The sequence below is a fragment of the Pyxidicoccus sp. M6 genome (assembly GCF_055568925.1).
Map to the genome: position 1 here is coordinate 1,316,416 of NZ_CM145714.1, position 21,747 is coordinate 1,338,162.

Here is a 21,747-nt window from a genome sequence, read left to right on the forward strand (position 1 = left end):
CCCGTCGCCCGGGGGGAGGGCGGTGTGGGCGGGGTCTCTCCCGTTTCCGGGTTTCCCCGGTTCGAGCCTTTTTAGCCGTACGAAGAATATCTGCAATGAACAGAATGCTTCAACCAGAGGGCGAAATAACCGCTGTAATCATAACCATTAGTGTTGTCAGGCGGATAGACGAGTGACCGGGGGTGAAGTCGGGCCCCAAAGTTACGCTCTGGCTTCCGAGGGCACGCACGACGTGGCGCGTGGGGTGCGGGGCAGTTCGACCGTGAATTCCGCGCCTTCCCCGACGCGGCTCTGGACGTGGATGGTGCCGCCGTGGGCTTCCACCAACTGTCGAACAATGTAGAGGCCCAGGCCGGTGCCCGGGTGCTGGCCTCCGTCGTGGACGCGCTGGAAGCGGCGGAAGAGGCGCTGCTGCGCTTCCGGGGAGATGCCGATGCCGGCGTCCTTCACGGTGAAGCGCGCGTGCTCGCCGTCGGCGTGGACGCGCACCTCCACGGGCTGGCCCCGGCCGAACTTGAGGGCGTTGCTGACGAGGTTGGTGACGACGCGGTCCAGGCGCTGCCTGTCCCAGTGGCCCGTGGCGCCCTCGTCCACGCTCAGCGAGAGGGCGCAGCCGGCGGCGGTGGCCTGGTCGGCGTGGCGCTCCACCACCTCGCGCACCAGCGTGGCCAGGTTCAGCTCCTCGGTGTCCAGCACCATGCGGCCGGCGGACATGCGGGACAGGTCCAGGAGGTTGTGCACCAGCCGCCCCAGGCGCCGCGTCTCCATCTCCGCGCCGGCCAGTCCGTCGCGCATGCGCGCGTCATGGACGTTGGAGTTCGCGCCCTCCAGCGTGCGCAGCCGCCGCAGCCTCAGCTGGAGCGAGCTGAGCGGGTTGCCCAAGTCGTGCGCGGCCACGCCGATGAGCTCGAGCGCGTCCTGCGCCTGGGCCAGCAGGCGCGCGTTGTCCAGCGCGAGCGCGGCGCGCGCGGCCAGCTCCTCCATGAAGGCGCGGTCCACTTCTCCGAAGCGGCGGTGCGGGCCGGTGGACAAGAGGCACAGCGCGCCCAGCACGCGGGTGCCCACGGCCAGCGGCACGGTGAGGGCGGACGTCACGCCCAGCGTGAGCAGCAATTCGCCGTACGCGGTGCCGGCCAGCGCCAGCGAGGTGCGCGCCGAGTCCGGCTCGGGCAGCAGCTCGGCGCGGCCGGTGCGCACCACGCGCGAGGGGCCCACCTCGCCGTCATCCGGGCAGCGCAGGAGCGGCTCCCAGAGGCGGCTGGCCGTCTCCATGTCCTCGCACGCCACGGCCTGCGGGCGCACGGTGCCGTCCTCTCCGGGCGCGAAGAGGATGCAGGCGTCCGCGACCTCGGGCACGCACAGGCGCGTGAGGGCCTCGCCCACCTCGCGGGCGCCGGACGCCGGCTGGAGGACGCGGCCGGCCTCGGCGAAGAGGGCCTGGGCGCGCTCCATGCGGCGGCGCTCGGTGATGTCGCGCGTCACCTGCGCGAAGCCGCGCAGCCGGCCGCGCCCGTCGTGCAGCGCGGTGAGCAGCGTCTCCGCCCAGAAGCGCGTGCCGTCGCGGCGCACACGCCAGCCCTCGGACAACAGGCGCCCCTCGCGCGCGGCGCGCTCCTGGTGCGCGCGGGGCACGCCCGCCTCCATTTCCTCCCTCGGATAGAGGCGGTCCGCGTCGCCGCCGAGGACGTCCGCCTCGGCCCAGCCGCTGAGTCGCGCGGCGCCGGCGCTCCACGCGGTGACGCGGCCCGCCCTGTCCAGGAAGCACAGCGCGTAGTCCGTCACGCCGTCCATGAGGAGCTGGAGGCGCTGCTCGCTGTGCTCGTGCCGGGCGTGCAGCGGGACGAGCGAGCGGTGGAGCACGAAGCCCAGCGCACCCACGCCGGCCAGCCCCACGAGGCCCGCCACCAGCGCCTGGGGCAGTGCACCGGGCGTCGCCTCCTGCGTGAGGAGGTGGCCGTACACGGCGGACAGCAGCGTTCCCAGAAGCAGCAGCGCGGCCAGCAGGCACGCGGACAGACCTGCCCCGACTCGCTGAGCGAACGTCCAACGGCGCATCATGTGGCACTCCCCCCCAGCCGCTCCGGGAAACCCCGTACGGCAGGCGACGGCAGCATCACCCATGTGAAAGATTGAGAACATCGCCCCGTTGGACGAGGCGGATCCGACCCCGGTGCGTTGTGATCCGACCCTTCGGTGGAGGTAGGACGCACGCCTGGAACGGGAGGCGCGCGAGGGGCCGTCGTCGGAATGGCCTTCGTGATGCCGGGGGGTTATGAGGCGACCTACATGTCTCCCGTCGAAGGTTCCAAGGTCCGCTACCTCCCGCAGCCCGAATGGGGTGTGGGACACCTGATCTCCTTTCAGGAGGACGGCGCCAAGGCGCTCGTCTCCTTCCCGGCCCGCGAGGACGCCCCGGTGCTGGTGTCCACCAAGGGCGGAGCCCTGGTGCAGTACCCGCTGCCGCCGGGCGAGCCGGTGGTGACGTACAAGGGGCGGCTGGCCCTCGTCGTCCGCGAGGAGCCCGGCGCGCGCGGCCTGCGCCGCTACGTGCTGCGCTACGTGGAGTCGGGCGAGGAGGACGAGCTCCCCGAGTCCGAGGTGCGCGCGCTGCCGCCGCGCTCGGATTTGCTCTCCACGCTGCGCGAGGGGCGCGTGGGCGACGCCAAGGCCTTCACGCTGCGCAAGCAGGCGCTGGTGCTGGACGACGAGCGCCGCTGCGACGCGCTGGGCGCGCTGCTCGCCAGCCGCATCATGGTGAAGCCGCACCAGGTGGGCGTGGTGCAGCGCGTGCTGTCCGCGCGCCGGCCGCGCTTCGTGCTCGCGGACGAGGTGGGCCTGGGCAAGACGATTGAGGCGGGCATGGTGTTCAGCGCGCTGCGCCTGTCGGGCCTCGCGCGCCGGTGCCTCGTGGTGGCGCCCAGCCACCTCACCGTGCAGTGGCTGGTGGAGCTGTTCCACAAGTTCAACCAGCTCTTCACGCTGATGGACTCGGACCGCTACGAGCAGTCGCTGAAGGAGGAGGAGGACGTCTCCCCGTGGGCGCGCTTCCCGCTGGTGGTGACGAGCCTGGAGCTCCTGCAGCGCAGCGCCGAGCACCGGCGCGAGCTGGCCCGCGAGGACGCCTTCTGGGACCTCGTCATCATGGACGAGGCGCACCACCTCAAGGGCGAGAAGGCCTTCGAGGCGGCGAAGGTGCTGGCGGGCAACTCGTGGGGCTTGTTGCTGCTCACCGCCACGCCCATGCAACTGGACCCGGCGGAGTACCACGGTCTGCTCACCCTCATCGACGCGGGCACCGCGCCCACCGTGGCGGGCTTCGAGGAGCGGCTGAAGCGCCAGGAGGAGTTGTCCTCCGCGGTGCGCGCGCTGATGGAGGGTGGCAAGCCCGCCGCCGCCGTGCAGGCGCTGGCGAAGCGCTTCCCCGAGGACGCGAAGCTCGCGGCGCTGAAGGACCGGGACGCGCTGCTCCAGCACCTCGCGGAGACGTACAGCCTGAGCGACAGGCTCGTGCGCAACCGCCGCGCGGTGGTGGGCGGCTTCTCCACGCGCCGGCTGAACCGCCACCCTGTGGAGCTGCCCGCCGAGGAGTTGAAGGTCCGTGACGCCGCGCTGGCGACGCTGGCGGCCGGCAGCCTGCGAGGCGCGCCGCTGGGCAACGTGCTGCGCCGGCTGGAGTCCAGCCCCGCCGCCTTCGCGGCCGCGGTGAAGACGAATCCCGTCTTCAAGGGCAAGGCGGACGCGCTGCGGCTGCCCACGCGCGACGCGAAATTCACCGCGTTCCTCGGCGTGCTGCGCGGCATCTGGAAGTCGGAGCCGGCGGCGAAGGTGCTTGTCTTCACGGAGAGCCGCGACACGCTGGACGCGCTCCAGTCCGAGCTGGGCCGCGAGGGCGTGGAGGCGCTGGGCTACCACGGTGATTTGCCGCTGGTGGAGCGCGACAGGCAGGTGGCGCGCTTCCGAGACCCGGAGGGGCCCAAGGTGCTGCTCTGCACGGAGGTGGGCGGCGAGGGCCGCAACTTCCAGTTCGCGCACCACCTGGTGCACTACGATTTGCCCTGGAGCCCGGCCACGGTGGAGCAGCGCATCGGCCGTCTGGACCGCATTGGCCAGACGCACCCGGTGGAAATCCACGTCTTCGACCCGGCGGGCACGCTGGCGTCGGACGTGCTGATGCTGCTCGCGGACGCCGTCGGCGTCTTCGGCGAGACGGTGGGCGGCCTGGACGCGGTGCTGGAGGAGGTCGAGGACCGGCTCGCGGAATTGGCGCTGATGCCGCGCGAGGCGCGCGTGGCCTATGCGCAGGAATTGAAGGCGAAGGTGGAGGCCGCGCGCGCGCAGGTGAAGCGCGCGTATGACCCGCTGCTCGACGTGCGCAGCTTCGACAAGCCCGCGGTGGAGCGGCTGGTGAAGCGCGCGCAGGAGCGCATGGGCATCGAGGCCGACGAGGACGAGGGCGAGGACGGCGAGGCTCCCAGCCTGGAGGACGGCCTCTGGGGCGTGGCGAGAGACCTCGACGAGCGCCTGGAGGAGAGCGTCACCGAGCTGGCGCGCCGCGTGGGCATCGGCGTGGACACGGACGAGCAGGTGGAGGCCTTCCAGGTGGCCTTCCAGTTCGGCCACGCGCTGAAGGTGGACGGGCTGCCGGGCCTCGACGTCATGGAGGACCGGACGATGCTGGGCACCTTCTGGCGCGACACGGCGGTGGAGGCGGAGGAATTGGAGTACTTCGCCACCGGCCACCCGCTGGTGGAGGCGCTGTTCGGCTTCCTGCGCGACGGCCCCTACGGCCGCAGCGGCTTCCGCTTCATCGAGAAGCGCGGGCCGCTGAAGGCGCGCGGGCTGGAGACGCTGTACCACGTGCAGCTCCCGGAGCCGGAGGACACCTCGCCCGGTGCGCGCGTGCCCAGCCGCCAGCTGGCGCGCTTCCTGGAGCGCACGCTGTTGCACGTGGCGGTGGTGGAGGGCGCGGGCGGCCCCAAGGCGGACACCACCGTGCTGTCCGCGCTGGAGACGGAAGGGCGCGCGCTCAAGGGCGACGAGGTGTCCAAGGCCTTCCCGGGCTTCGGCCCCTTCGTGGACGCGGCCGTGCCGGTGGCGAAGAAGGCCGCCGAGGCGGACCTGGCGAAGCTGGCCACCCGCGCGCGCAAGGCGATTGAGTCCGAGCGCGACGGCGCGGTCGAGCGCCTGCGCCTCTCCCTCGCCCACCAGGGCCTGAAGCCCGACGCGGTGGAGGCGCAGCTCGACGCCGAGCGCACCCACTACGAGCGGCTGCTGAAGGCGCTGGCGGGGGCCAGGGTGGTGCTCGACTCCGCCTGCGGCTTCGTCATCAACCGCTGACGCCGCGCGGGAGTAGACTGTCCTCCCGTCAACGGCCGGGGGCCCCCACCCCTGGCTTTCACAGTCCAGTTGCATCTAAGACAGTGCTGCTGTGCGTCCATGTGCGCGGCTCGTCCATTTGACCGATTCCTCAATCAACCAGAAAAGAGGAATCCAGGAGACGGTCATGGGCCAGCGGGGCGTCGCAGGGACACGTCAGTCAGGGCAGGCCGCGGTGGAAGCCGCGTTGACGCTGCCATTGGTGGTGTTCCTGGTGCTGGGGACGCTGCAGCTCTTCCTCCTGTTGCAGGCGCGCATCCTCGCGCAGGTGGCGGCGTACCGGGCGGTGCGCGCGGGCAGCCTCAACCACGGCAACTGCCTGCCGATGATGCACTCGGCGCTGGTGACGATGCTGCCCACGGTGGCGCGCACCGACACGCCGGAGCGGCTGGCGGATGCCTTCTCACCCCGGCGCCACAACCACTTCTGGGTGCGCGGCTCCACCGGCGAGCGCTTCAACGGGCCGATGATTGAAATCGTCCGCGAGTCGCCGGACGCGGCCTGGGCGCAGGGGCTGCTGGGCGACGAGGACCTGATGTTCGACCAGCCCACCAACAACGCGCGCGAGCTGCGGCAGCGCACGTTGGAGATACGGATGGTGGCCTGGTACTACATGCGCATCCCGTTCGCGAACTGGGTGATGAGCCGCATGTTCCTGGCCCACTTCCGGCTCCAGCGCTTCACGGGTCCCAACCCGCTGATGCCCACGCAGAAGCGCGCGGCCTGGTACGGCGAGACGGACGAGACGCTCGGCAGGGACGGGTGGCCGGGCGGTGATTTGGGTGACCGCATGGTGCGCTGGAGCGCCGACGGGCACTTCCTCTTCCCCATCCAGGTCAGCGCCGCGATGCGGATGATGACGCCCGTCATGTCCGAGTACTTCCAGGGAGGCCCGGCGTGCAACCTTCACGGCTCATGACGCGCGGTGCGCGCGGACAGGCGCTGGTGCTCTTCGCGCTGACGCTGCTGCTGCTGGCGTTGATGGTGCTGATGACGCTGGGCTTCGGCATGCGCGCGAAGGAGCGCGTCGAAATCCAGATGGCGTCGGACGCGGCGGCCTACAGCCAGGCGGTGGCCACGGCGCGCACGCTCAACGCGATTTCGGTGATGAACCGCGCGCAGGTGGCCCACATGGTGGCCATGGCCGGCACGCAGGCGCTCATCAGCCACAGCAGCCAGGAGTTCGCGGCGCACAACGTGGTGTGCCCGGGAGACATCCTTCCCAACGAGTGGTTCGAAGCGGACGAGGCGGCGGCGAACCAGGTGCGGAGCCTGCAGGGGCAGGCGGGCAACATGCACCGCGCGGGGATGAGCATCTACATCAAGCTGCTGGCGGACCACATCGCGGGCCAGGAGCTGGCGAAGCGGGTGGCCGAGGCCGTCAATGGCGAGCTGCGGGCCCCGCCGGAGGGCGCCGACAAGAGCTTCTCCGAGCTCAATGGCGCCAACGCGGTTCGCTCGCGCGATGACCTCATCGCCGCGATGAAGGGGGGCACCAACTCGTGCGGCGTCGGCGACGGCGCGGTGTGCCTGTCCGGCGGCGGCACGCCCGCGCTCAACGCCACCATGGGCAGCATGGGCTGGACGTGGGTGCACAACCGCCCCGGAGGCAGCGCGGGCTTCGGCACCGGCGGCGCGGCCGTGTCCACGGGCTTCCGTCACTACAACTCCGCCTCGCAGATGGACCCGTCGCGGTATGAAACCGTCTCGGGCCGCAACTCCACGGGGCATGACCACGGGCGCGCCGTGGTGCCCACGCGCTGCCGCTCGCGTCCACCGACTCCGGCCGACGCGGACGATGCGTGGGTGATGTCCGACGAGGAGCAGACGCGCGAGGACCAGCACGTGTACGGCGCCCGCGCGCCACCGGGCCAGGCGATGGAGAACACCCAGTGGCCGTACAAGATGCACACGCTGGGCGAGTGCGTCGTCTGCCCGGGCATCTGGCCCTTCTCCATGAGCTACAACACGGCGGAGCTGAATCGCGGACAGGCCAACCAGTACGGCCAGCCGAAGCTGTACGCGATGCTGTACCGGGACTACGCGAGCGCGCAGCGGCGGGCCCATCCGGACCCGTGGAACCTCTTCTTCCGCTTCAAGTTCACGGAGAACAGCGACACGGAGTTCGACAACAGCAGCCCGCTGGGCCGCATCCTCCCCACCGGTCGCGAGGAGGTGCAGCGCAACCAGGTGGCCCTCTCGGCGGGGCTCGTCTACTACCACCGGCCGCGTCCGGCGGCGGTGGGGGGCGGCTGGCGCGAGCCTCCCAACTTCCTCAACCCCTTCTGGCGCGCGACGCTGGCGAGCCCGGAGGGCTCCATCGACGACCGGCCCGCGGACAGCCTCGCGGGCGCGGGCTTCACCGAGCACGCGCAGACGCTGCGCCGGCTGGTGGGCGAGGGCTTCCGGGGCGGCGGTCCGGGCGGGAGGGGGTACTGAGATGCGCACGCGTGCGGCGCGGGGACAGTCGCTGGTGGAGGCGGCGCTGGGGTTGATGGTGTTCGTCACCATCCTCCTCTTCGGCATCTACTTCGCGGAGGTGGGCGCGCTGACGCTGAAGGTGCAGGAGGCCGCCAACTTCGCGCTGTGGGACGCCACCGGGCGCGTGCACCACAATCCGGAGGCCGGCGACTGGGGCCGGCGCGGCGTGGTGGCGGACGCGGAAGCGGAGGCCGCCGGGCGCTATGTGGACTTCGACGGGCGCGAGCGCATGGGCGGCACGGGCATGCCCATTCAGCAGGCGATTGCGCGGGCGCAGCCCATCCAGGTGATGTGTGAGACGGGGTTGCCCGCGGGCGTGCAGGGGCTCAGCCCGGCCGATGCGGAGGTGTCCCCGGGAGTCTCCCCCCTGGCCGCGGCGATGACGGTGGGCACGCAGGGCATGTCGTGCACGGCGTCCTCGCGGCTGCGCGCCTCGCGCATCGGCAACTTCATGGAGGAGCGCTTCCATGAGGCGCACCGCCGCGCGGCCCAGGCCTTCACCGTCTGCGCTGCGGGGCGTGCGTCCGGCGGCCGGTGCACGGGGCGCTTCGGCATCATGCTGGATGACTGGGGCCTGTCGGGCGTGGCGGAGGGGCGCGCGTGTCCGCTGAGCATCGACACCGGGGGGCCTTGCACGAACGTCGACTACTACCGCTGGACGGAGCGCATCTACCGGGCCAACGGCGGCGGAGGCAGCGCCGGGTCCGCGATGGCGGGGCTGGTGGGCGCGGACTCCGTCAACGAGGACCAGTTCTTCATGAGCTTCCGTGGCGAGGAGGACAACTACGAGGAGAACATCGGCGCCACGCACGCGGGAGGACAGTCACGCTGGGAGGTGACGCCCTTCGAGGCGCCCAACATCCCGAGCTACAACGCCGGCCGCCAGAACCACTGGCTCGGGTTGCCCCGGTGAGACGCGCGCTCGTCGTGCTGTGCGGCGTGTTCTTGCTTGGCGCGGCGCCCGCGCCCGGGAGCGCGGCGGAAGGAACGTTCGTTCCAGGCACGGGGGGCGCCCGGCCGGCTCGTCCATCATCGGAAGGAACGCTCGTTCCGCACAACGACGGCGCGCCGGCGCCGAGCACGCCTCCTCGGGATGACGGAGCCCCGCGCTTCGCCTGGCCGCGCTTCCAGGTGCTGGAGCACGTCGAGGCGAGCGAAATCATCGAGGTCGCCGGCCTCCCGGTGGCCCTGCGCGCGGTGCACGTGAAGGAGCGGCTGCCGGATGCCGTGCAGCGGCTCGCGGATGCGTTCCACAAGGGCGGGCTCCACGTCCCTCCGGGGCCCGAGCAGCCACAGCTCGCCAGCGGCGCGGTGATGCTCACCGCCGTCGATATGTACAAGCGGCTGACGTACACCGCCATCCTCCAGCCGCAGCCCGACAACACCACCGTGCTGTACCTCGGCGAGGCCAACCACATGCTGCGCCGAGAGCCCGTGGCCGCGGGCGACTTCGCGCCCCTGCCGCCCGGCGCGCGGCAAATCCTACGCGTGGGCGGTGAGAGCTCGAAGACGATGGCCTTCCACGTCGCGCTGTCCGGCAGCGACGTGGACGCGTACTACACACGTGCCCTGTCGCAGCACGGCTGGCGGCGCGTCGAGGAAGAAGCGGGTCTCTACACGCGCTCCGGTGAGGAGCTGCGCGTGGTGCACGAGCAGGGCGAGGGCGGCCTGCGCGCGGTGGTGCTCGTGTACCGCTCGGTGCGGGCCCCGGTCGCGAAGCCCGCGTCGCCCTGAGCGTCGTCAGGCCTTCAGCTTCTCGCGCAGCGCCTTGGCGCGGCCCTGCATGTCCGGGTCCATGCTGGTCAGCTCCACGGACTTCAGGCGCTGGTCCAGGCTCTGCGGCACCTTCGTCTTGAGCTTGCCCTCCTCGGAGAGCTGCTCCAGCTTCGCCAGCGCCTTGTCGACGATGCGCTCGCGCGGGTGGTCCAACAGGCTGTCGAGGAAGTACGCGTCCTCGGGCATCTCCGGGTACTTCTCCAGGTAGTCGACGACGGCCTTCACCCAGTCGGCGCGGGACTCGGACTCCGTCACCTTCTGCATGGCCTGCTTCTGGGCCTTGCGCTTGCCCTCCGGGTCGAACGTCTTCGCGAGGCCCTCGGGCAGCTCGCCGCCGGTGAAGAGCGCGTCCGCGGCGGCCTTGTACTTCTGGTAGCTCGCGCTGCGCTCAATCTTCTGCTGCGCGGGGTCATCCTGGCGCGAGTGGTACTTGCTGCCCTTGCCCCGCTGTGCGTCGATTTCGCGCCAGCTCTTGTTGCGCTTCCCGGAGAAGCCGCCGCCGTTATCGTCCTTGTCCTTCGCCATCCTTCATCTCCCCTTGCGCGCGCTCCACAGCGCGGCGAGTCCGCGACGGACGAGACGCCGCACCGCCTCCAGTTCCTCGGAGGACAGGGGCTGCTCCTCGTCCTGCTCCGCCTCGAAGAGCGCCTCGTCCGCGTAGGCTTGCAGCGGTTGGGGCGGCGGTGGAGCGTCCGTGTCCGCCTCCAACGCCGCCGGGCTCACGGGGGTGAGTCCTGGCGGCCACCCCAGCTCCAGCATGGCGTACAGCTCGAAGAGCAGGTGGCGGGCGACTCCGTATCCTTCGTCCGTGAGACCCGCCGCGTCAAGCGCGCCCAGCAGCGCGTCCTGTCGGTTCTCGAAGGAGTGGGTGAGCCGCGTGCGCGCCTTCTCGTCGTCCTCCAGGTAACGCCAGGCGGTCTCCACGAATTCGGCTGTCGGCTCCTTCGGGTGGAAGGCCGCGGGCGGCGTGGGCTTCACCTTCTTCGGGCGAGGCGGGCGCGGGCCGTCCTCCAGCCGCACCTGCTTTCCCTCCTCCACCAAATCCCAGAGGCCCAGCAGGTTCTGGTACAGCCGCCGGGCGATGTCGGGCGAGGGGAAGCGCGGCTCCTCCTCGAAGAAGGTGGGGATGACGTCCTTGTAGGGCGTGCCCTCCGCATGGGCGGCCTGCATGCGGGCGAGCACCGCCGCGCTGTCCAACGGGCTGCCGGCCAAATCCAGCAGTCCGTCGAGCGTCTGCGCGCCCTCGAACTGGCGTTGGAAGTCGGCATCTCTGTCACGGGAACGGCTCATGATGGGCGGGACCCTACACGCGGCGGGCAAGCGGGCGCACGAAGCTTCAGTGCTCGCCGGGCCACTCGCCCATCAGCTCGTCCTGGTGCTCCTTCGGGTTGGAGGGCCACGCGTAGTCCTCGGGCACGTGGCCGCCGCCGTGCGCGGCGGACCCGTCCCAGCTCACCTGTCCGCGCAGGAAGTCCTCGGAGTCCTCCTCCGTCACCTCCCGGCGGTTGGCGGGCACGGTGAAGGGGGCGTCAATGGGCTCTTCGGGGATGATGATGGCCATGGGGTGGTTCCTCCAGGGAGGCCCTGTGCGCGCGAGATGTCCGCTGCCACACGCGGAAGGTGCCCTCCTGTCCACGGCAAACCTAGGCAGGCGGCGCGGGGAGGAGGAGCGTATGGAGCCGGGCAGCCGAGGGGCAGGCCGGCTTCCGTTTCCGCGCTGTCGCTCCTAGGCTCCGGCTCCACATGGCAGAGAGTTCCGTGGAGACGTTGAAGACCGCGGTGCAGGCGCTCTACCGGGTCCACGCGGTAGAGGGCCCGCCGGGAGAGAACGGCCTGCGCACGGTGTGGCACCTGGGCCAGGACGGCGCGGAGTTGCTGTCGCTGGTGGACGGGGACGGGCGCGTGCGGCGGCAGGAGCTGACGCTGTTGGAGGACCACTACATCTGGGCCAGCGGGCAGGGGGTGCGCACCGGCAGCCTGGAGCGTGGCCCGAAGCAGGCCGGGCCCGCGGTGGTGGTGAAGGCGGACCCGGAGCTCGTCCCGCAGCGGCTCCTGAGGGCCGCGATGGCCATGGGCACGTACACGGGGCAGGACCGCTACATCCTCCACATCCAGCGCGTGCTGGCGCTGGCGCGCGAGGGGCTGGAGCTGGGAGGCCGCGTGGAGCAGGGCGGACAGCGCCCGTCGGAGCCCACGCTGCCGTCGCTCACGCCCGCGCCGTCGCCGCAGCCCGCGCCGGTTCAGCTCGCGTTCGGCCAGCCGCTGCCGGACGAGGTACCGCCGCCGGTGGTGCGCAAGTCGGAGGGGCTGGTGATGGTGGCGGTGATGGCGCTGGGCGTGCTGCTGGGGTTGGCGCTCCTCGCCGTCATCCTGCTCAGCTGACGCGACGCCTCGACGCCCGGCAGGTGCACGCCCTGTCCCGCGGGAATGGCCACGGGGGCGCGCTCGGTGATGGTTCTCACCGGGTGCGCGTCCAGCACCAGCAGCGCGGTGACGGCGGCGGCGGGCACCAGCCGCGCGGACCAGCCCAGCGGCGAGTGCCCGTCACTGGCGGTGCGGCGCAGGAGCAGCGCGAAGCCGAGCACCGCGAGCACGCCGGTGCAGGCCCAGCGCACGGTGCGCAGCCGCGCCGCCGTCTCGAGTCCGGCCGTCACCAGCTCCTGCCGCCCCGACTCGGGCACGTGCGCCAGGCCCGTGAGCAGCTCGAAGAGGTGCCGCGCCTCCATGGCGCCCACCAGCGCCACCGAGGCGAGCGACGCGCAGACGCCGCTGGCGAGCAGCAGCCCTTGCGAGTGGTGGGACTCGCGCTCGGACCGGACCCGGGAGGTAGGGCCGAAGCGCGCCATGGCCAGTCCCAGCGCGAGCCCCAGCAGCAGCGCCGCGCTGGTGAAGGCGCCGAGCATCCGCGGCGCCATGGCCTGCCCGGTGCTGGAGGCGAGCACCAGCCCGGCCTCCACCGCGTCCAGGTGCGGCAGCACGGCGGTGGCCTTCTCCACCAGGACCTCGGTGCCCATGAGGCCCAGCATCCACGGCAGCGTGGCCATGCCCAGCATGACGGGCAGCGGTACCTTGCGCTCCATGCCGGTGCTGGCGAGCGCCAGCGACAGCAGCGGCAGCTCCACCAGCAGCGCCAGCGCCACCACCGCGGCGAACGGCCCGGCCGCGTCTACGGTGTGCGCCAGCTCGACAGAGCCGTGCATTAGTGGCGCAAGTGTGAAGCACCACAGGAACACCGTGACAGGCACGGCCGACGCCACGGAGAGCCCGGGCGCGATACGGGGCCGGAATGGAACGAGCATTTCCTGATAGAGTAGTCTCTCCCGCTAAAACTGTGAATTCAGACTGGGGGACGACCGACCAGCCAGTAAACGACGCTGGAGAGGGCTCCCACCACGGGTGATACGAGCACACCCAGCAGGTAGAGTCTGGGACACCCACTCTCGGAGCAGCCGAGGCGGCCGTGGGAGAGGGCGCCGGCGAGCAGCAGGGGTGCGTTCATCCCGAGGACGAAGACGCCGAGGCCGCGCAGCACGAGGCTCCGGTACCAGGTGCGCGTCCACAACCGGAAGACGACGGGTAGGAGGACGAGGGTGATGGTGGCCGCCGTGGCCAGCGCCAGGTGCCGCGCGGCAACGGCCACACAGGCGAAACCCGCGAGCGCCAGCGCCGGCACCAGCAGCAACGCGTTGAGGGACAGGGGCTCCCGTGGACGCATGGAGATGCGGGTGACGGTGGCAGAGCGGGGAGGGTGAGGCAAGGAGGGACGCGCCAGCGTCGCCTGGACAACCTCAGGCCGCGACAGCGCCCTCGCCCAGCAACTGCGAGTATCGCCCGCGCAGCGCGAGCAGCTCCGCGTGGGTGCCGGCCTCCACGATGCGGCCGCCTTCCACCACGGCAATCAAATCCGCGTCGCGCACCGTCGACAGCCGGTGTGCAATCACCAGCACCGTGCGCCCCTGCATCAGCGCCGTCAGTCCCGCGCCCACCGCCGCCTCGCTCGCCGCGTCCAGCGCGCTCGTGGGCTCGTCCAGCAGCAGCACCGACGGCCGGCACAGGAACGCCCGCGCCAGCACCAGTCGCTGACGTTGGCCTCCGGACAACCGGCTGCCGCGCTCACCCACCGGCTCATCCAACCCGCCCGGCAGCGAGCGCACGAAGTCCTCCGCGTGCGCGAGCCGCAGCGCATCCCATAGCTCCGCGTCCGTCGCCTCCGGCCGTCCCAGCCGCAGGTTGTGGCGCACCGTCCCGGAGAAGAGCACCGGCTCCTGCGGCACCCACGCCATCTGCCCGCGCACGCTCGACGGCTTCAGCCCCGACAGCGGCGCCCCGTCCCACAGCACGCGTCCACCCGACGTGGGCAAAAAGCCCAGCAGCACCGAGAACAGCGTCGTCTTCCCCGCGCCCGAAGGCCCCACCAGCGCCACGCGCTTGCCCGCGGGCACCCGCAGGTCCACGCCGCGCAGCGCCTCGCGCCCGTCCTGGTACGTGGCCCGCACGCCCTCCAGCACCAGCGCCTGCGACAGCGGGCCCGCGCTCTCGCCCACGTCCGGCGGCGCCGGCTCGTCCGCGAGGGCGAAGAGCCGCTCCGCCGCCGCCAGTCCCGTCAGCACCTGGGAGAATGTCCCGCTCAGCGACTTCACCGGCTGGTACAGCAGCAGCGCCGCCGCCATGAACGAGAGCAGTCTTCCCGCCAGCGCCGGCTCCGCGTCCACCGCGCGCGCGCCCCACGCTATCGCCATGGCCACGCCGGCGATGCCCAGCCACTCCACCGTGGGGCTCACCGCGCCGCGCAGGAAGAGCGAGCGCTTCATCTCCGTCAGGTATCGCTCCGCCTCACCCTCGAACGACTCCACCGCCCGGGCCTGTCCGCCGTAGGCCTGCACCACCGGCAGGTTCTGCAGTTGCTCCGCCGTCAGCGCCGTCAGCGCGCCCAGCCGCTGCTGCGAGCGCGCGGCCACTTTCTTGAGCGAGCGGGCGAAGCGGTTGATGGGCAGGACGGTGACGGGCACCACGACGAACGTGAAGAGAAAAAGCCTTCCGTCGATGAGGAAGCAGGTGACCAGCAGCGAGACAATCTGCAGCCCATCCTTGATGTACGAGGTGAGCGCCTGAGTCACCGCGAACTCCACCATCGGAACCTCCGAGGTGAAGCGCGTGAGCAGCTCTCCCGAGTGACGTCGCTCGAAGAACGCGGGCGGTTGGCCGAGCAGCCGGCCGTAGAGGTAGCCGCGCAAATCCGCCATCACCCGCTGGCCCAGCCGCTGCATCAGCCCGCCCTGGAGGAACTGGGCCGTGGCCTTCACCACGGCGACGAGCACGACCAGCAGGGGCAGCCGCTCGAGCAGCGCGTCTTGCGGCAGTGACACGCCGGCCACGGTGACGGGCTCGCCGGTGAGCACCGCGCGCAAGAGCGGGCCCACCACCCAGGCATAGGCGGACGTGGCCGCCGCGGCGACGAGGGAGGCGCCCATGCCCGCCATCAGCAACGGGCGGTACGGACGCAGGTAGCCGAGGAGCCGGCGGTAGACGTGTGGGGAGGGACGGGGAGCCACTGTTCGGCGGCGCACTCTGTCACCGAGTCGCCACGACGTCCAAGGCCAGAGGGACGCGCGTTCCTACAGGCCCTGCCGCCTGCTCTGCCACCGGGCGCCAAAAGCGAGCAGGCCAGTTCCATTGCCCCCCTCCGCCCCTGCGGACAGCTTCATGGGAGCCATGGAAACCAATAACGAAAAAGAGGCCCTGTTCAATCCGGGCTGCGAGCCGGTGGTGGAGGACGAGGAGCGCCGGCGGCTCCTGTGGCTCATGGCCGAGTACTTCCGCACCATCGGGTACACGGACATCAAGGCCCGCCTCCCCGGCTTCATGCCGCCGCCCATCCTGTCCGGCACCATCGAGGACCATCGTCCCGACTTCACCTGCCGGCAGTCGGACTCGGCGCGCACACCCATCATCCTGGAAATCGTCACGCCGACGATGGTGGACGACCCCACGGCGGAGAACCGGTGGAGCCTGCTGGCCAGCGCCGCGAAGCTCTACAACGCGGAGCTGCACTTCGTGGTGCCCAAGTGGGCGGCCAACGGCCCTGTCGACCCCGGGCTCAAACGCCGCCTGGCCCGCATGGAGCTGACGGCCAACCGCGTATGGACTGTCTAGGTGACGGCCCTGGATTGCTGGCGCTTTTCGCTGCGTTATAGTGGCTCAGGGTCCTGAGCTTTAGCGAAAAGCACAGCAATTTCCAGGGGTTGTAATCGATGGCAGGTGCGGCGGGTCAGAAGCGCGACTACTACGAGGTCCTGGGCGTCCAGAAGTCGGTCTCCGCGCAGGAGCTCAAGAGCGCGTTTCGCAAGGTGGCGCTCCAGTACCACCCGGACCGCAACCCGGGGAACCACGAGGCCGAGGAGAAGTTCAAGGAGGCCTCGGAAGCCTACGAGGTGCTGAGCGACCCCGAGCGCCGGGCGAAGTACGACCGCTTCGGGCACACGGGCAACCCCTTCGAGGGGTTCGGCGGCGCCGGCGGCGGCTTCCAGGGCGTCAACATCAACGACATCTTCGGGGAAATCTTCGGCGACATCTTCGGCGGAGGCCGGGGTGGGCGCCGGACGAGCTCGCGTGGCGCGGACCTGCGCTACAACCTCGAAATCACCTTCGAGGAGGCGGCCTTCGGCTGCCGGCCCAAGGTGACCATTCCGCGTCCGAAGAAGTGCGAGACGTGCACCGGCTCCGGCAGCAAGAGTGGCGCGAGCCCCCGGCCGTGCTCCACGTGCGGCGGCGCGGGCGAGGTGCGCTACACGCAGGGCTTCTTCGCCGTGTCCCGCCCGTGCGGTGACTGCGGCGGCACCGGCGCCGTGGTGCCGGACCCGTGCACGCGCTGCAAGGGCAGCGGCAAGGTGCCCTCGGAAGAGGTCATCGAGGTGGCGATTCCGGGCGGCGTCGACAACGGCACCCGCGTGCGCCTGTCCGGCATGGGCGAGCCCGGAGACCGAGGCGGCCCGCCGGGAGACCTCTACGTCACCGTCATCGTCAAGGAACACCCGCTCTTCCAGCGCGAGGAGTACGAGGTCTTCTGCGAGGTGCCCATCTCCTTCACCCAGGCGGCGCTGGGCGCGAAAATCGACGTCCCCACGCTCGACGGGAAGGTGAAGATGACCATTCCGTCCGGCACCCAGTCCGGCAAGGTGTTCCGGCTCAAGGGCAAGGGCATCCCCCACCTGCACAGCCAGCAGCGCGGAGACCAGCACGTGCGCGTGGTGGTGGAGACGCCCACGGAGCTGACCTCGAAGCAGCGTGAGCTGCTGGAGAAGTTCGCCGAGGCCGCGGGCGAGGAGTCCCATCCGCAGTCCAAGAGCTTCTTCGCCAAGGTGAAGGAGCTGTTCGGCTGAGGACGTGACGCGGCTCCATGGCCGCGCCGAGCGTGGGCTGAGAGCCACGCAAGCGTGAAGCAGCTGACGTCCGCACGAAGGGCGGGCGCCGGTACGGGCACTGCAAGGGGAGGGTTTCCCGGTGGAATCTTCCCCCCGCTCCGTTGTCGACGGAGACGCACCCCACTGCTATGCACGCCCCTGCCATGGACGTCCCTTCCCTCCTGCGCCGCTCGCTCGTCGTCGCGCTGGCCGCCCTGTCGTTGACGGCCTGCCCCCGCTCCACCCGTACACCGCCGGCCGGTGGCGGCACTGGCGAAGAGGTGCCCACGGGCGAGCAGTTCCCCAAGCGCCCCACCGTGGAGGCGAAGAAGGACGCCGCCGCGGACGCGGCGTTGACGCAGGCGGAGCAGACGGCCCAGGCGTCTGCGGACAAGAAGAAGGCCGCCGAGTCCTACCTCGCGGTGCGCAAGGCGTACCCCGCCACCACCGCCGGCCAGGAGGCGCTGTACCGCGCGGGCGTCCTCTACTTCGAGTCCAGGGACTTCGTGAACGCGCGCAAGTCCTTCAACGAGCTGCTCTTCGAGAACCCGCTGCACCCGCAGGCGGATGACGCCAAGCACAAGCTGGCCCTGTCCGCCATGGAGGTGGGCGCGTACCGCGACGCGTACCAGACGCTGTCCAGCCTCGCGGAGCGCGCCGAGGGCGCGGAGAAGGAGCAGCTCCAGGCCGAGGCCGCGCGCGCCGCCGCGGGCGCGGGGCTGTACGGGCAGGCGCTGACGCTGGCGGTGCAGCAGGCCGGCGAGGCGAAGACGCCCGAGGAGCAGGCCGCCGCGGTGGCCCGCGTGGAGCAGTTGGTGGAAGGCCGCGCGGACTTCGTGGACATCGCCCGCGTGGCGGAGGGGCTGTCCCCGTCCAACCCGGCGTGGCCCGTCATCACGTTCAAGCTGGCCCGCGTCTACTACCACCTTCGCGACTGGACGCGCCTGGAGGAGACGCTGAACCGCTTCCTCGCGGAGGCGCCCAACCACGCCTTCGCGCCGCAGGCCCGCGAGCTGCTCGCGCGCGCCACCCGCCGCGTGGAGGCGAAGCCGCGCACGGTGGGCGTGCTGCTGCCCATGACGGGCCGCTACCAGCCCATCGGCGAGGCGGTGCTGCGCGGCATCCAGCTGGGCCTCGAGGGCAGCAGCGTGGAGCTGGTGGTGAAGGACACGCAGGGTGACGTCAACAAGACGGGCCAGGCCATGGAGCAGCTCGCCTTCGACGACGGCGCCATCGCCGTGCTGGGGCCCCTGCTCGGGGACGACACGAAGCGCGCGGCGCTGGTGGCGGAGGAGCTGCAGATTCCGCTGCTGACGATGAGCCGCCAGGAGGGCGTCACCGACCTGGGCACGTACGTCTTCCGCAACATGCTGACCAACACCGCGCAGGCGGACGCCATCGCCGACTACGCGATGAACGTGAAGGGCTACAAGCGCTTCGCGGTGCTGTACCCGAACATCCCCTACGGCGTGGAGCTGGCGGACACCTTCTGGGACGACGTGGTGGAGCGCGGCGGCGTCATCCGCGGCGCCGAGCGCTACGCGCACGACCAGACGACCTTCACCTCCGAAGCCAAGAAGCTGGTGGGCCGCTACTACCTCGAGGACCGCGGCGACTACGTGGGCGGCGTGCGGGACGTCCAGGAGGAGAACCTGGACGCGTACCGCCGCCGCAAGGCGCTGGAGAAGGTGAAGGCCGGCGTGGAGCCCATCATCGACTTCGACGCCATCTTCATGCCGGATGACTGGCGCCGCGTCAGCCTCGTGGCCCCGGCGCTCGCGGTGGAGGACATCGTCACCAACGCGTGCGACCCGAGGGATTTGGAGCGCATCCGCAAGACGACGGGCAAGAAGGAGCTGAAGACGGTGACGCTCTTCGGCACCAACCAGTGGAGCAGCCCGAAGGGGCGCTCGGGGCTGCCGGAGCTGGTGGAGCGCGGCGGCAAGTTCGTCACCTGCTCGGTGTACGTGGACGGCTTCTTCGTGGACTCGCAGCGCCCGGCCACGCGCCGCTTCGTGCAGCAGTACCGCGAGGCCTACAAGCAGGAGACGGGCAGGGACCCGGGCCTGCTGGAGGCCATCGGCTATGACTCCGGCCGCATGCTGCGCCAGCTGATTGAAAAGAAGGAGGGTGCGCCGCGCACCCGCGCGCAGATGCGTGACTCGCTGGCCACCTTGAAGGACTTCGACGGGGCCACGGGCAAGACGTCCTTCAACGACAAGCGCGAGGCGGTGAAGCCGCTGTTCCTGCTCTCCATCGACAACAAGGGCGTCACCGAAATCAACGTGGAGAAGGAGAAGGCGGCGGCGGGGGGCTCGGGTTCATGAGCTGGAGGCGGACGGCGGGGGCGCTGCTGACCTTCGGGTGGCTGGCGGTGGGGTGCGCGCACGCGCCGCCGAAGCTGACGCCGGAGGTGGAGGCGAAGCTCGCGGCGACGCCGGGCGGCTACCTCTCCGGGAGCGTGGCGGGCTGGAAGCGGGAGGCCGTCCTCAACCGCAGTGACTTCATCTGGGGCCTGGCCTTCTCGCCCGCGGGCGGACGCGTGGCGTACACGCGGCTGGGCGCCAAGCAGTACTTCCTGTCCATCTGGTCGCTGGGGCCGCCGCCGAAGCCGCTCGCGGACCCGGGCATCAACCCGTACGAGTTCGACGTGGAGGGCGTGGCCTTCTCTCCGGACGGTAGCCTCGTGGCCACCGCGGGGAAGGACGGGGTGGTGCGCCTGTTCGACGCGGCCACCGGTGCGCCGCGCGGTGAGCGCCGCACGGAGGAGCCGCTGGGCACGGTGGCCTTCCACCCCGACGGCAAGTGGCTGGTGGTGGGCAGCCTCAAGGGCTTGCTGACGGTGATGTCCGCGCCGGAATTGGCGTACGCGTCCGAGGAGCGCGGCCACTCGGGGCCGGTGAGCGCGCTGGCCTTCGCTCCGGACGGGACGCTGTACTCGGGCGGCTGGGACAAGCACCTGCGCGCGTGGCGCACGGGCCTGGAGACGCTGAGGCCCGGGGTGACGCGCGTGCACTTCGAGCGGCGCGAGGGCTCCGCGGTGCTGAGCGGCACGGTGGGCGGGACTGCACCCGTGTCCCTGCTGCTGGACGCGCGCGTGCCGGCCATCGTCCTCACCAGCGCGGCGGCCTCGGCGGCGGGCATCGACGCGGCCTCCCTCAAGGAGACGCTCAACCTGCCGGGCGCGCTGGGGACCACCGCGGCGCGGCTGGCGCGCAACCAGTCCCTGCGCTTCAAGTCGGTGGTGCTGGAGGGCGTGGACATCGCGGTGTGTGACTCGTGCGTGCCCAAGGACCTCCAGGGCGTGCTGGGCAAGCCCTTCACGGACCGGGTGGAGGTGGCCTTCGACGAAGTCACCCAGGAGGCCATCCTCACGCTGAAGGACGAGACACCGGAAGGCGTGCGCCTTCCGCAGGGCGTGCGCCCGGTGGAGACGCTGATGCTGACGTCTCGCTCGGACTTCACCTTCCCGGCGCACGTCAGCGACGTCACCGTGGACGCGCGCGGGCAGCGGCTGGGCGTGGGCCTCTCCGAGCAACTGCCCGAGCGCAACCGCGACGTGTACGAGCGCGAGAAGAAGAAGGTGGAGGAGCCGCGGGGCCCCTTCAACACGGGCGCGCTGGTGGACGCGCAGTCGGGGCAGGTGCTGCACAAGTGGCCGCTGCACCACGGCGTGGTGTCCTCCGCGGCCATCTCCCCGGACGGGCGCTCGCTGGCCACGGGCGGTTGGGACAAGCGCGTGTACCTCTTCACCGAGGGCGACGAAGCGCCTCGCGGTGAGGAGGAGTTCGGCTGGTCCGTGCGCCGCGTGCGCTTCAGCGCGGATGGGCGCTGGGTGGGCGTGGCCGCGTGGACGCCGCAGGTGGCCAGCGCCAGCGGGGACAGCGACCCGGCCGCGGTGCTGCTCGACGTGCGCTACACGCAGCCCAGCATCGTCACGCAGCCAGAGGGCGCCGCCGCGCCTCAGTAGTTGAGGTAGATGGCGCTCTTCGGCACGCCGCGCGCCTGGAGCGTGGCCTTCACGCCCTGCACCATCTCCACCTGGCCGCAGAGGAAGGCCACCACGTCCTGCAAGGGCTCCTCGCCCAGGTGTGCCTGCACGTAGCCGGTGAGCCCCTGCCAGCCGCTGGCGCCGGGCTGGCTGACGGTGCGCACCACGCGGATGTCTCCGGCCTCCCACTCGTGAAGTTCGTCCGAGTACGCGAAGGCGCTCGGCGTGCGCGCGCCGAAGTAGAGCGTGACGCGGCTGTACGCCTCGCGCTCGTGGCGGATGCTGCTGATGACGGAGCGGATGGGTGAGATGCCGGAGCCGGTGGCGAAGAGCAGCAGGTCGTGCCCCCGCGCGCGCTCCATGGGGAAGCCCTTGCCCTCGGGCGGAGTCACCTGCACCTGGGCGCCGGGCCGCAGGCGGATGAGCGCGTCGGGCAGCGGGCTGCCGCCTTTCAGGAGGAACTCCCACCGCGTCCCCCGGGGGTCGGGCGGGGAGGCGATGGCGAACATGCTCTCTTGCTGTCCGGGCAGGCGCAGCCGGACGTACTGGCCGGGATGGACATGGGTCCCCACCAGGGGTGTCCCCTGGATGTCGAGCACGAGGTCGGTGAGGCCATCGGCGGCGGGCGAGGTGTCGGAGATGATGGCCGGGTGCCAGTCGGGCATGGTGGGCTCGGTTCTATCCCGTTGAGCAGGGGGCGTGCCTCCCCTGGTAACCTGGGGT

17 protein-coding genes are annotated in these 21,747 nt (G+C 71.2%); 10 read left to right on the forward strand and 7 right to left on the reverse strand.

Going from position 1 to position 21,747, the window contains the following annotated elements; all coding sequences use genetic code 11:
• Positions 1 to 201 precede the first annotated feature (201 nt).
• Complete coding sequence (locus ACVTJA_RS05610) at positions 202 to 2,058, reverse strand: sensor histidine kinase (RefSeq protein ID WP_465834424.1); 1,857 nt, start codon at positions 2,056 to 2,058, stop codon at positions 202 to 204.
• Between the two features lie 228 nt (positions 2,059 to 2,286).
• On the opposite strand from ACVTJA_RS05610, the gene ACVTJA_RS05615 reads away from it, so the two are divergent.
• The 5 genes from ACVTJA_RS05615 to ACVTJA_RS05635 all read left to right on the forward strand — a co-directional run bounded on the left by ACVTJA_RS05615 (position 2,287) and on the right by ACVTJA_RS05635 (position 9,591).
• The gene (locus tag ACVTJA_RS05615; protein ID WP_465834426.1) at positions 2,287 to 5,337 is read left to right on the forward strand and encodes a helicase-related protein; all 3,051 of its coding nucleotides are present in this window, start codon (positions 2,287 to 2,289) and stop codon (positions 5,335 to 5,337) included.
• A gap of 166 nt (positions 5,338 to 5,503) precedes the next feature.
• Positions 5,504 to 6,295 (forward strand): TadE family protein, encoded by a 792-nt coding sequence (locus ACVTJA_RS05620; protein WP_465834428.1) that lies wholly within the window; start codon positions 5,504 to 5,506, stop codon positions 6,293 to 6,295.
• A complete protein-coding gene (locus ACVTJA_RS05625) occupies positions 6,292 to 7,815 on the forward strand; it encodes a pilus assembly protein (protein ID WP_465840319.1) in 1,524 nt (507 codons plus the stop codon). Before ACVTJA_RS05620 ends, ACVTJA_RS05625 begins: the two co-directional genes overlap by 4 nt.
• 1 nt (position 7,816) lies before the next feature.
• Complete coding sequence (locus ACVTJA_RS05630) at positions 7,817 to 8,770, forward strand: hypothetical protein (RefSeq protein ID WP_465834429.1); 954 nt, start codon at positions 7,817 to 7,819, stop codon at positions 8,768 to 8,770.
• Positions 8,767 to 9,591 carry a hypothetical protein gene (locus ACVTJA_RS05635; RefSeq protein ID WP_465834431.1) on the forward strand — a complete coding sequence of 275 codons (825 nt, stop codon included), beginning with the start codon at positions 8,767 to 8,769 and terminating at the stop codon, positions 9,589 to 9,591. The genes ACVTJA_RS05630 and ACVTJA_RS05635 overlap by 4 nt, the downstream gene beginning before the upstream one ends.
• A gap of 6 nt (positions 9,592 to 9,597) precedes the next feature.
• Here the strand turns inward: ACVTJA_RS05635 and ACVTJA_RS05640 are convergent, their stop codons facing one another.
• Genes ACVTJA_RS05640 through ACVTJA_RS05650 form a run of 3 tightly spaced genes read right to left on the reverse strand, consistent with a single transcriptional unit; the run spans position 9,598 to position 11,194 of the window.
• The gene (locus tag ACVTJA_RS05640) at positions 9,598 to 10,158 is read right to left on the reverse strand and encodes a hypothetical protein (protein ID WP_465834433.1); all 561 of its coding nucleotides are present in this window, start codon (positions 10,156 to 10,158) and stop codon (positions 9,598 to 9,600) included.
• Between the two features lie 3 nt (positions 10,159 to 10,161).
• Positions 10,162 to 10,923 carry a hypothetical protein gene (locus ACVTJA_RS05645; RefSeq protein ID WP_465834435.1) on the reverse strand — a complete coding sequence of 254 codons (762 nt, stop codon included), beginning with the start codon at positions 10,921 to 10,923 and terminating at the stop codon, positions 10,162 to 10,164.
• Between the two features lie 46 nt (positions 10,924 to 10,969).
• Entirely contained in the window at positions 10,970 to 11,194 is a 225-nt protein-coding gene (locus ACVTJA_RS05650) for a hypothetical protein (protein ID WP_465834437.1), read from the reverse strand.
• Positions 11,195 to 11,376: 182 nt separating this feature from the next.
• Between ACVTJA_RS05650 and ACVTJA_RS05655 the strand changes: the two genes are divergently transcribed.
• Positions 11,377 to 12,015 (forward strand): hypothetical protein, encoded by a 639-nt coding sequence (locus ACVTJA_RS05655; protein WP_465834439.1) that lies wholly within the window; start codon positions 11,377 to 11,379, stop codon positions 12,013 to 12,015.
• A 955-nt stretch (positions 12,016 to 12,970) separates the two neighbouring features.
• Here the strand turns inward: ACVTJA_RS05655 and ACVTJA_RS05660 are convergent.
• Together ACVTJA_RS05660 and ACVTJA_RS05665 are read right to left on the reverse strand one after the other, a co-directional pair.
• Entirely contained in the window at positions 12,971 to 13,390 is a 420-nt protein-coding gene (locus ACVTJA_RS05660) for a hypothetical protein (protein WP_465834440.1), read from the reverse strand.
• 31 nt (positions 13,391 to 13,421) lie between these two features.
• Entirely contained in the window at positions 13,422 to 15,185 is a 1,764-nt protein-coding gene (locus ACVTJA_RS05665) for an ABC transporter ATP-binding protein (protein WP_465840320.1), read from the reverse strand.
• Positions 15,186 to 15,345: 160 nt separating this feature from the next.
• Here ACVTJA_RS05665 and ACVTJA_RS05670 point away from each other — a divergent pair, with 160 nt between their 5' ends.
• The 4 genes from ACVTJA_RS05670 to ACVTJA_RS05685 all read left to right on the forward strand — a co-directional run bounded on the left by ACVTJA_RS05670 (position 15,346) and on the right by ACVTJA_RS05685 (position 21,003).
• Positions 15,346 to 15,786 (forward strand): hypothetical protein, encoded by a 441-nt coding sequence (locus ACVTJA_RS05670; protein WP_465834442.1) that lies wholly within the window; start codon positions 15,346 to 15,348, stop codon positions 15,784 to 15,786.
• Positions 15,787 to 15,884: 98 nt separating this feature from the next.
• Positions 15,885 to 17,012 (forward strand): molecular chaperone DnaJ, encoded by a 1,128-nt coding sequence (dnaJ, locus tag ACVTJA_RS05675; RefSeq protein WP_465834444.1) that lies wholly within the window; start codon positions 15,885 to 15,887, stop codon positions 17,010 to 17,012.
• A gap of 185 nt (positions 17,013 to 17,197) precedes the next feature.
• On the forward strand, positions 17,198 to 19,360 hold the full coding sequence (locus ACVTJA_RS05680; protein ID WP_465834445.1) for a penicillin-binding protein activator: 2,163 nt from the start codon (positions 17,198 to 17,200) through the stop codon (positions 19,358 to 19,360).
• On the forward strand, positions 19,357 to 21,003 hold the full coding sequence (locus tag ACVTJA_RS05685) for an aspartyl protease family protein (protein WP_465834447.1): 1,647 nt from the start codon (positions 19,357 to 19,359) through the stop codon (positions 21,001 to 21,003). The genes ACVTJA_RS05680 and ACVTJA_RS05685 overlap by 4 nt, the downstream gene beginning before the upstream one ends.
• Here ACVTJA_RS05685 and ACVTJA_RS05690 read toward each other — a convergent pair.
• Positions 20,997 to 21,689, reverse strand: a complete 693-nt coding sequence (locus ACVTJA_RS05690) for a ferredoxin reductase domain-containing protein (protein ID WP_465834449.1) — start codon at positions 21,687 to 21,689, stop codon at positions 20,997 to 20,999. The genes ACVTJA_RS05685 and ACVTJA_RS05690 overlap by 7 nt on opposite strands.
• Positions 21,690 to 21,747 lie beyond the last annotated feature (58 nt).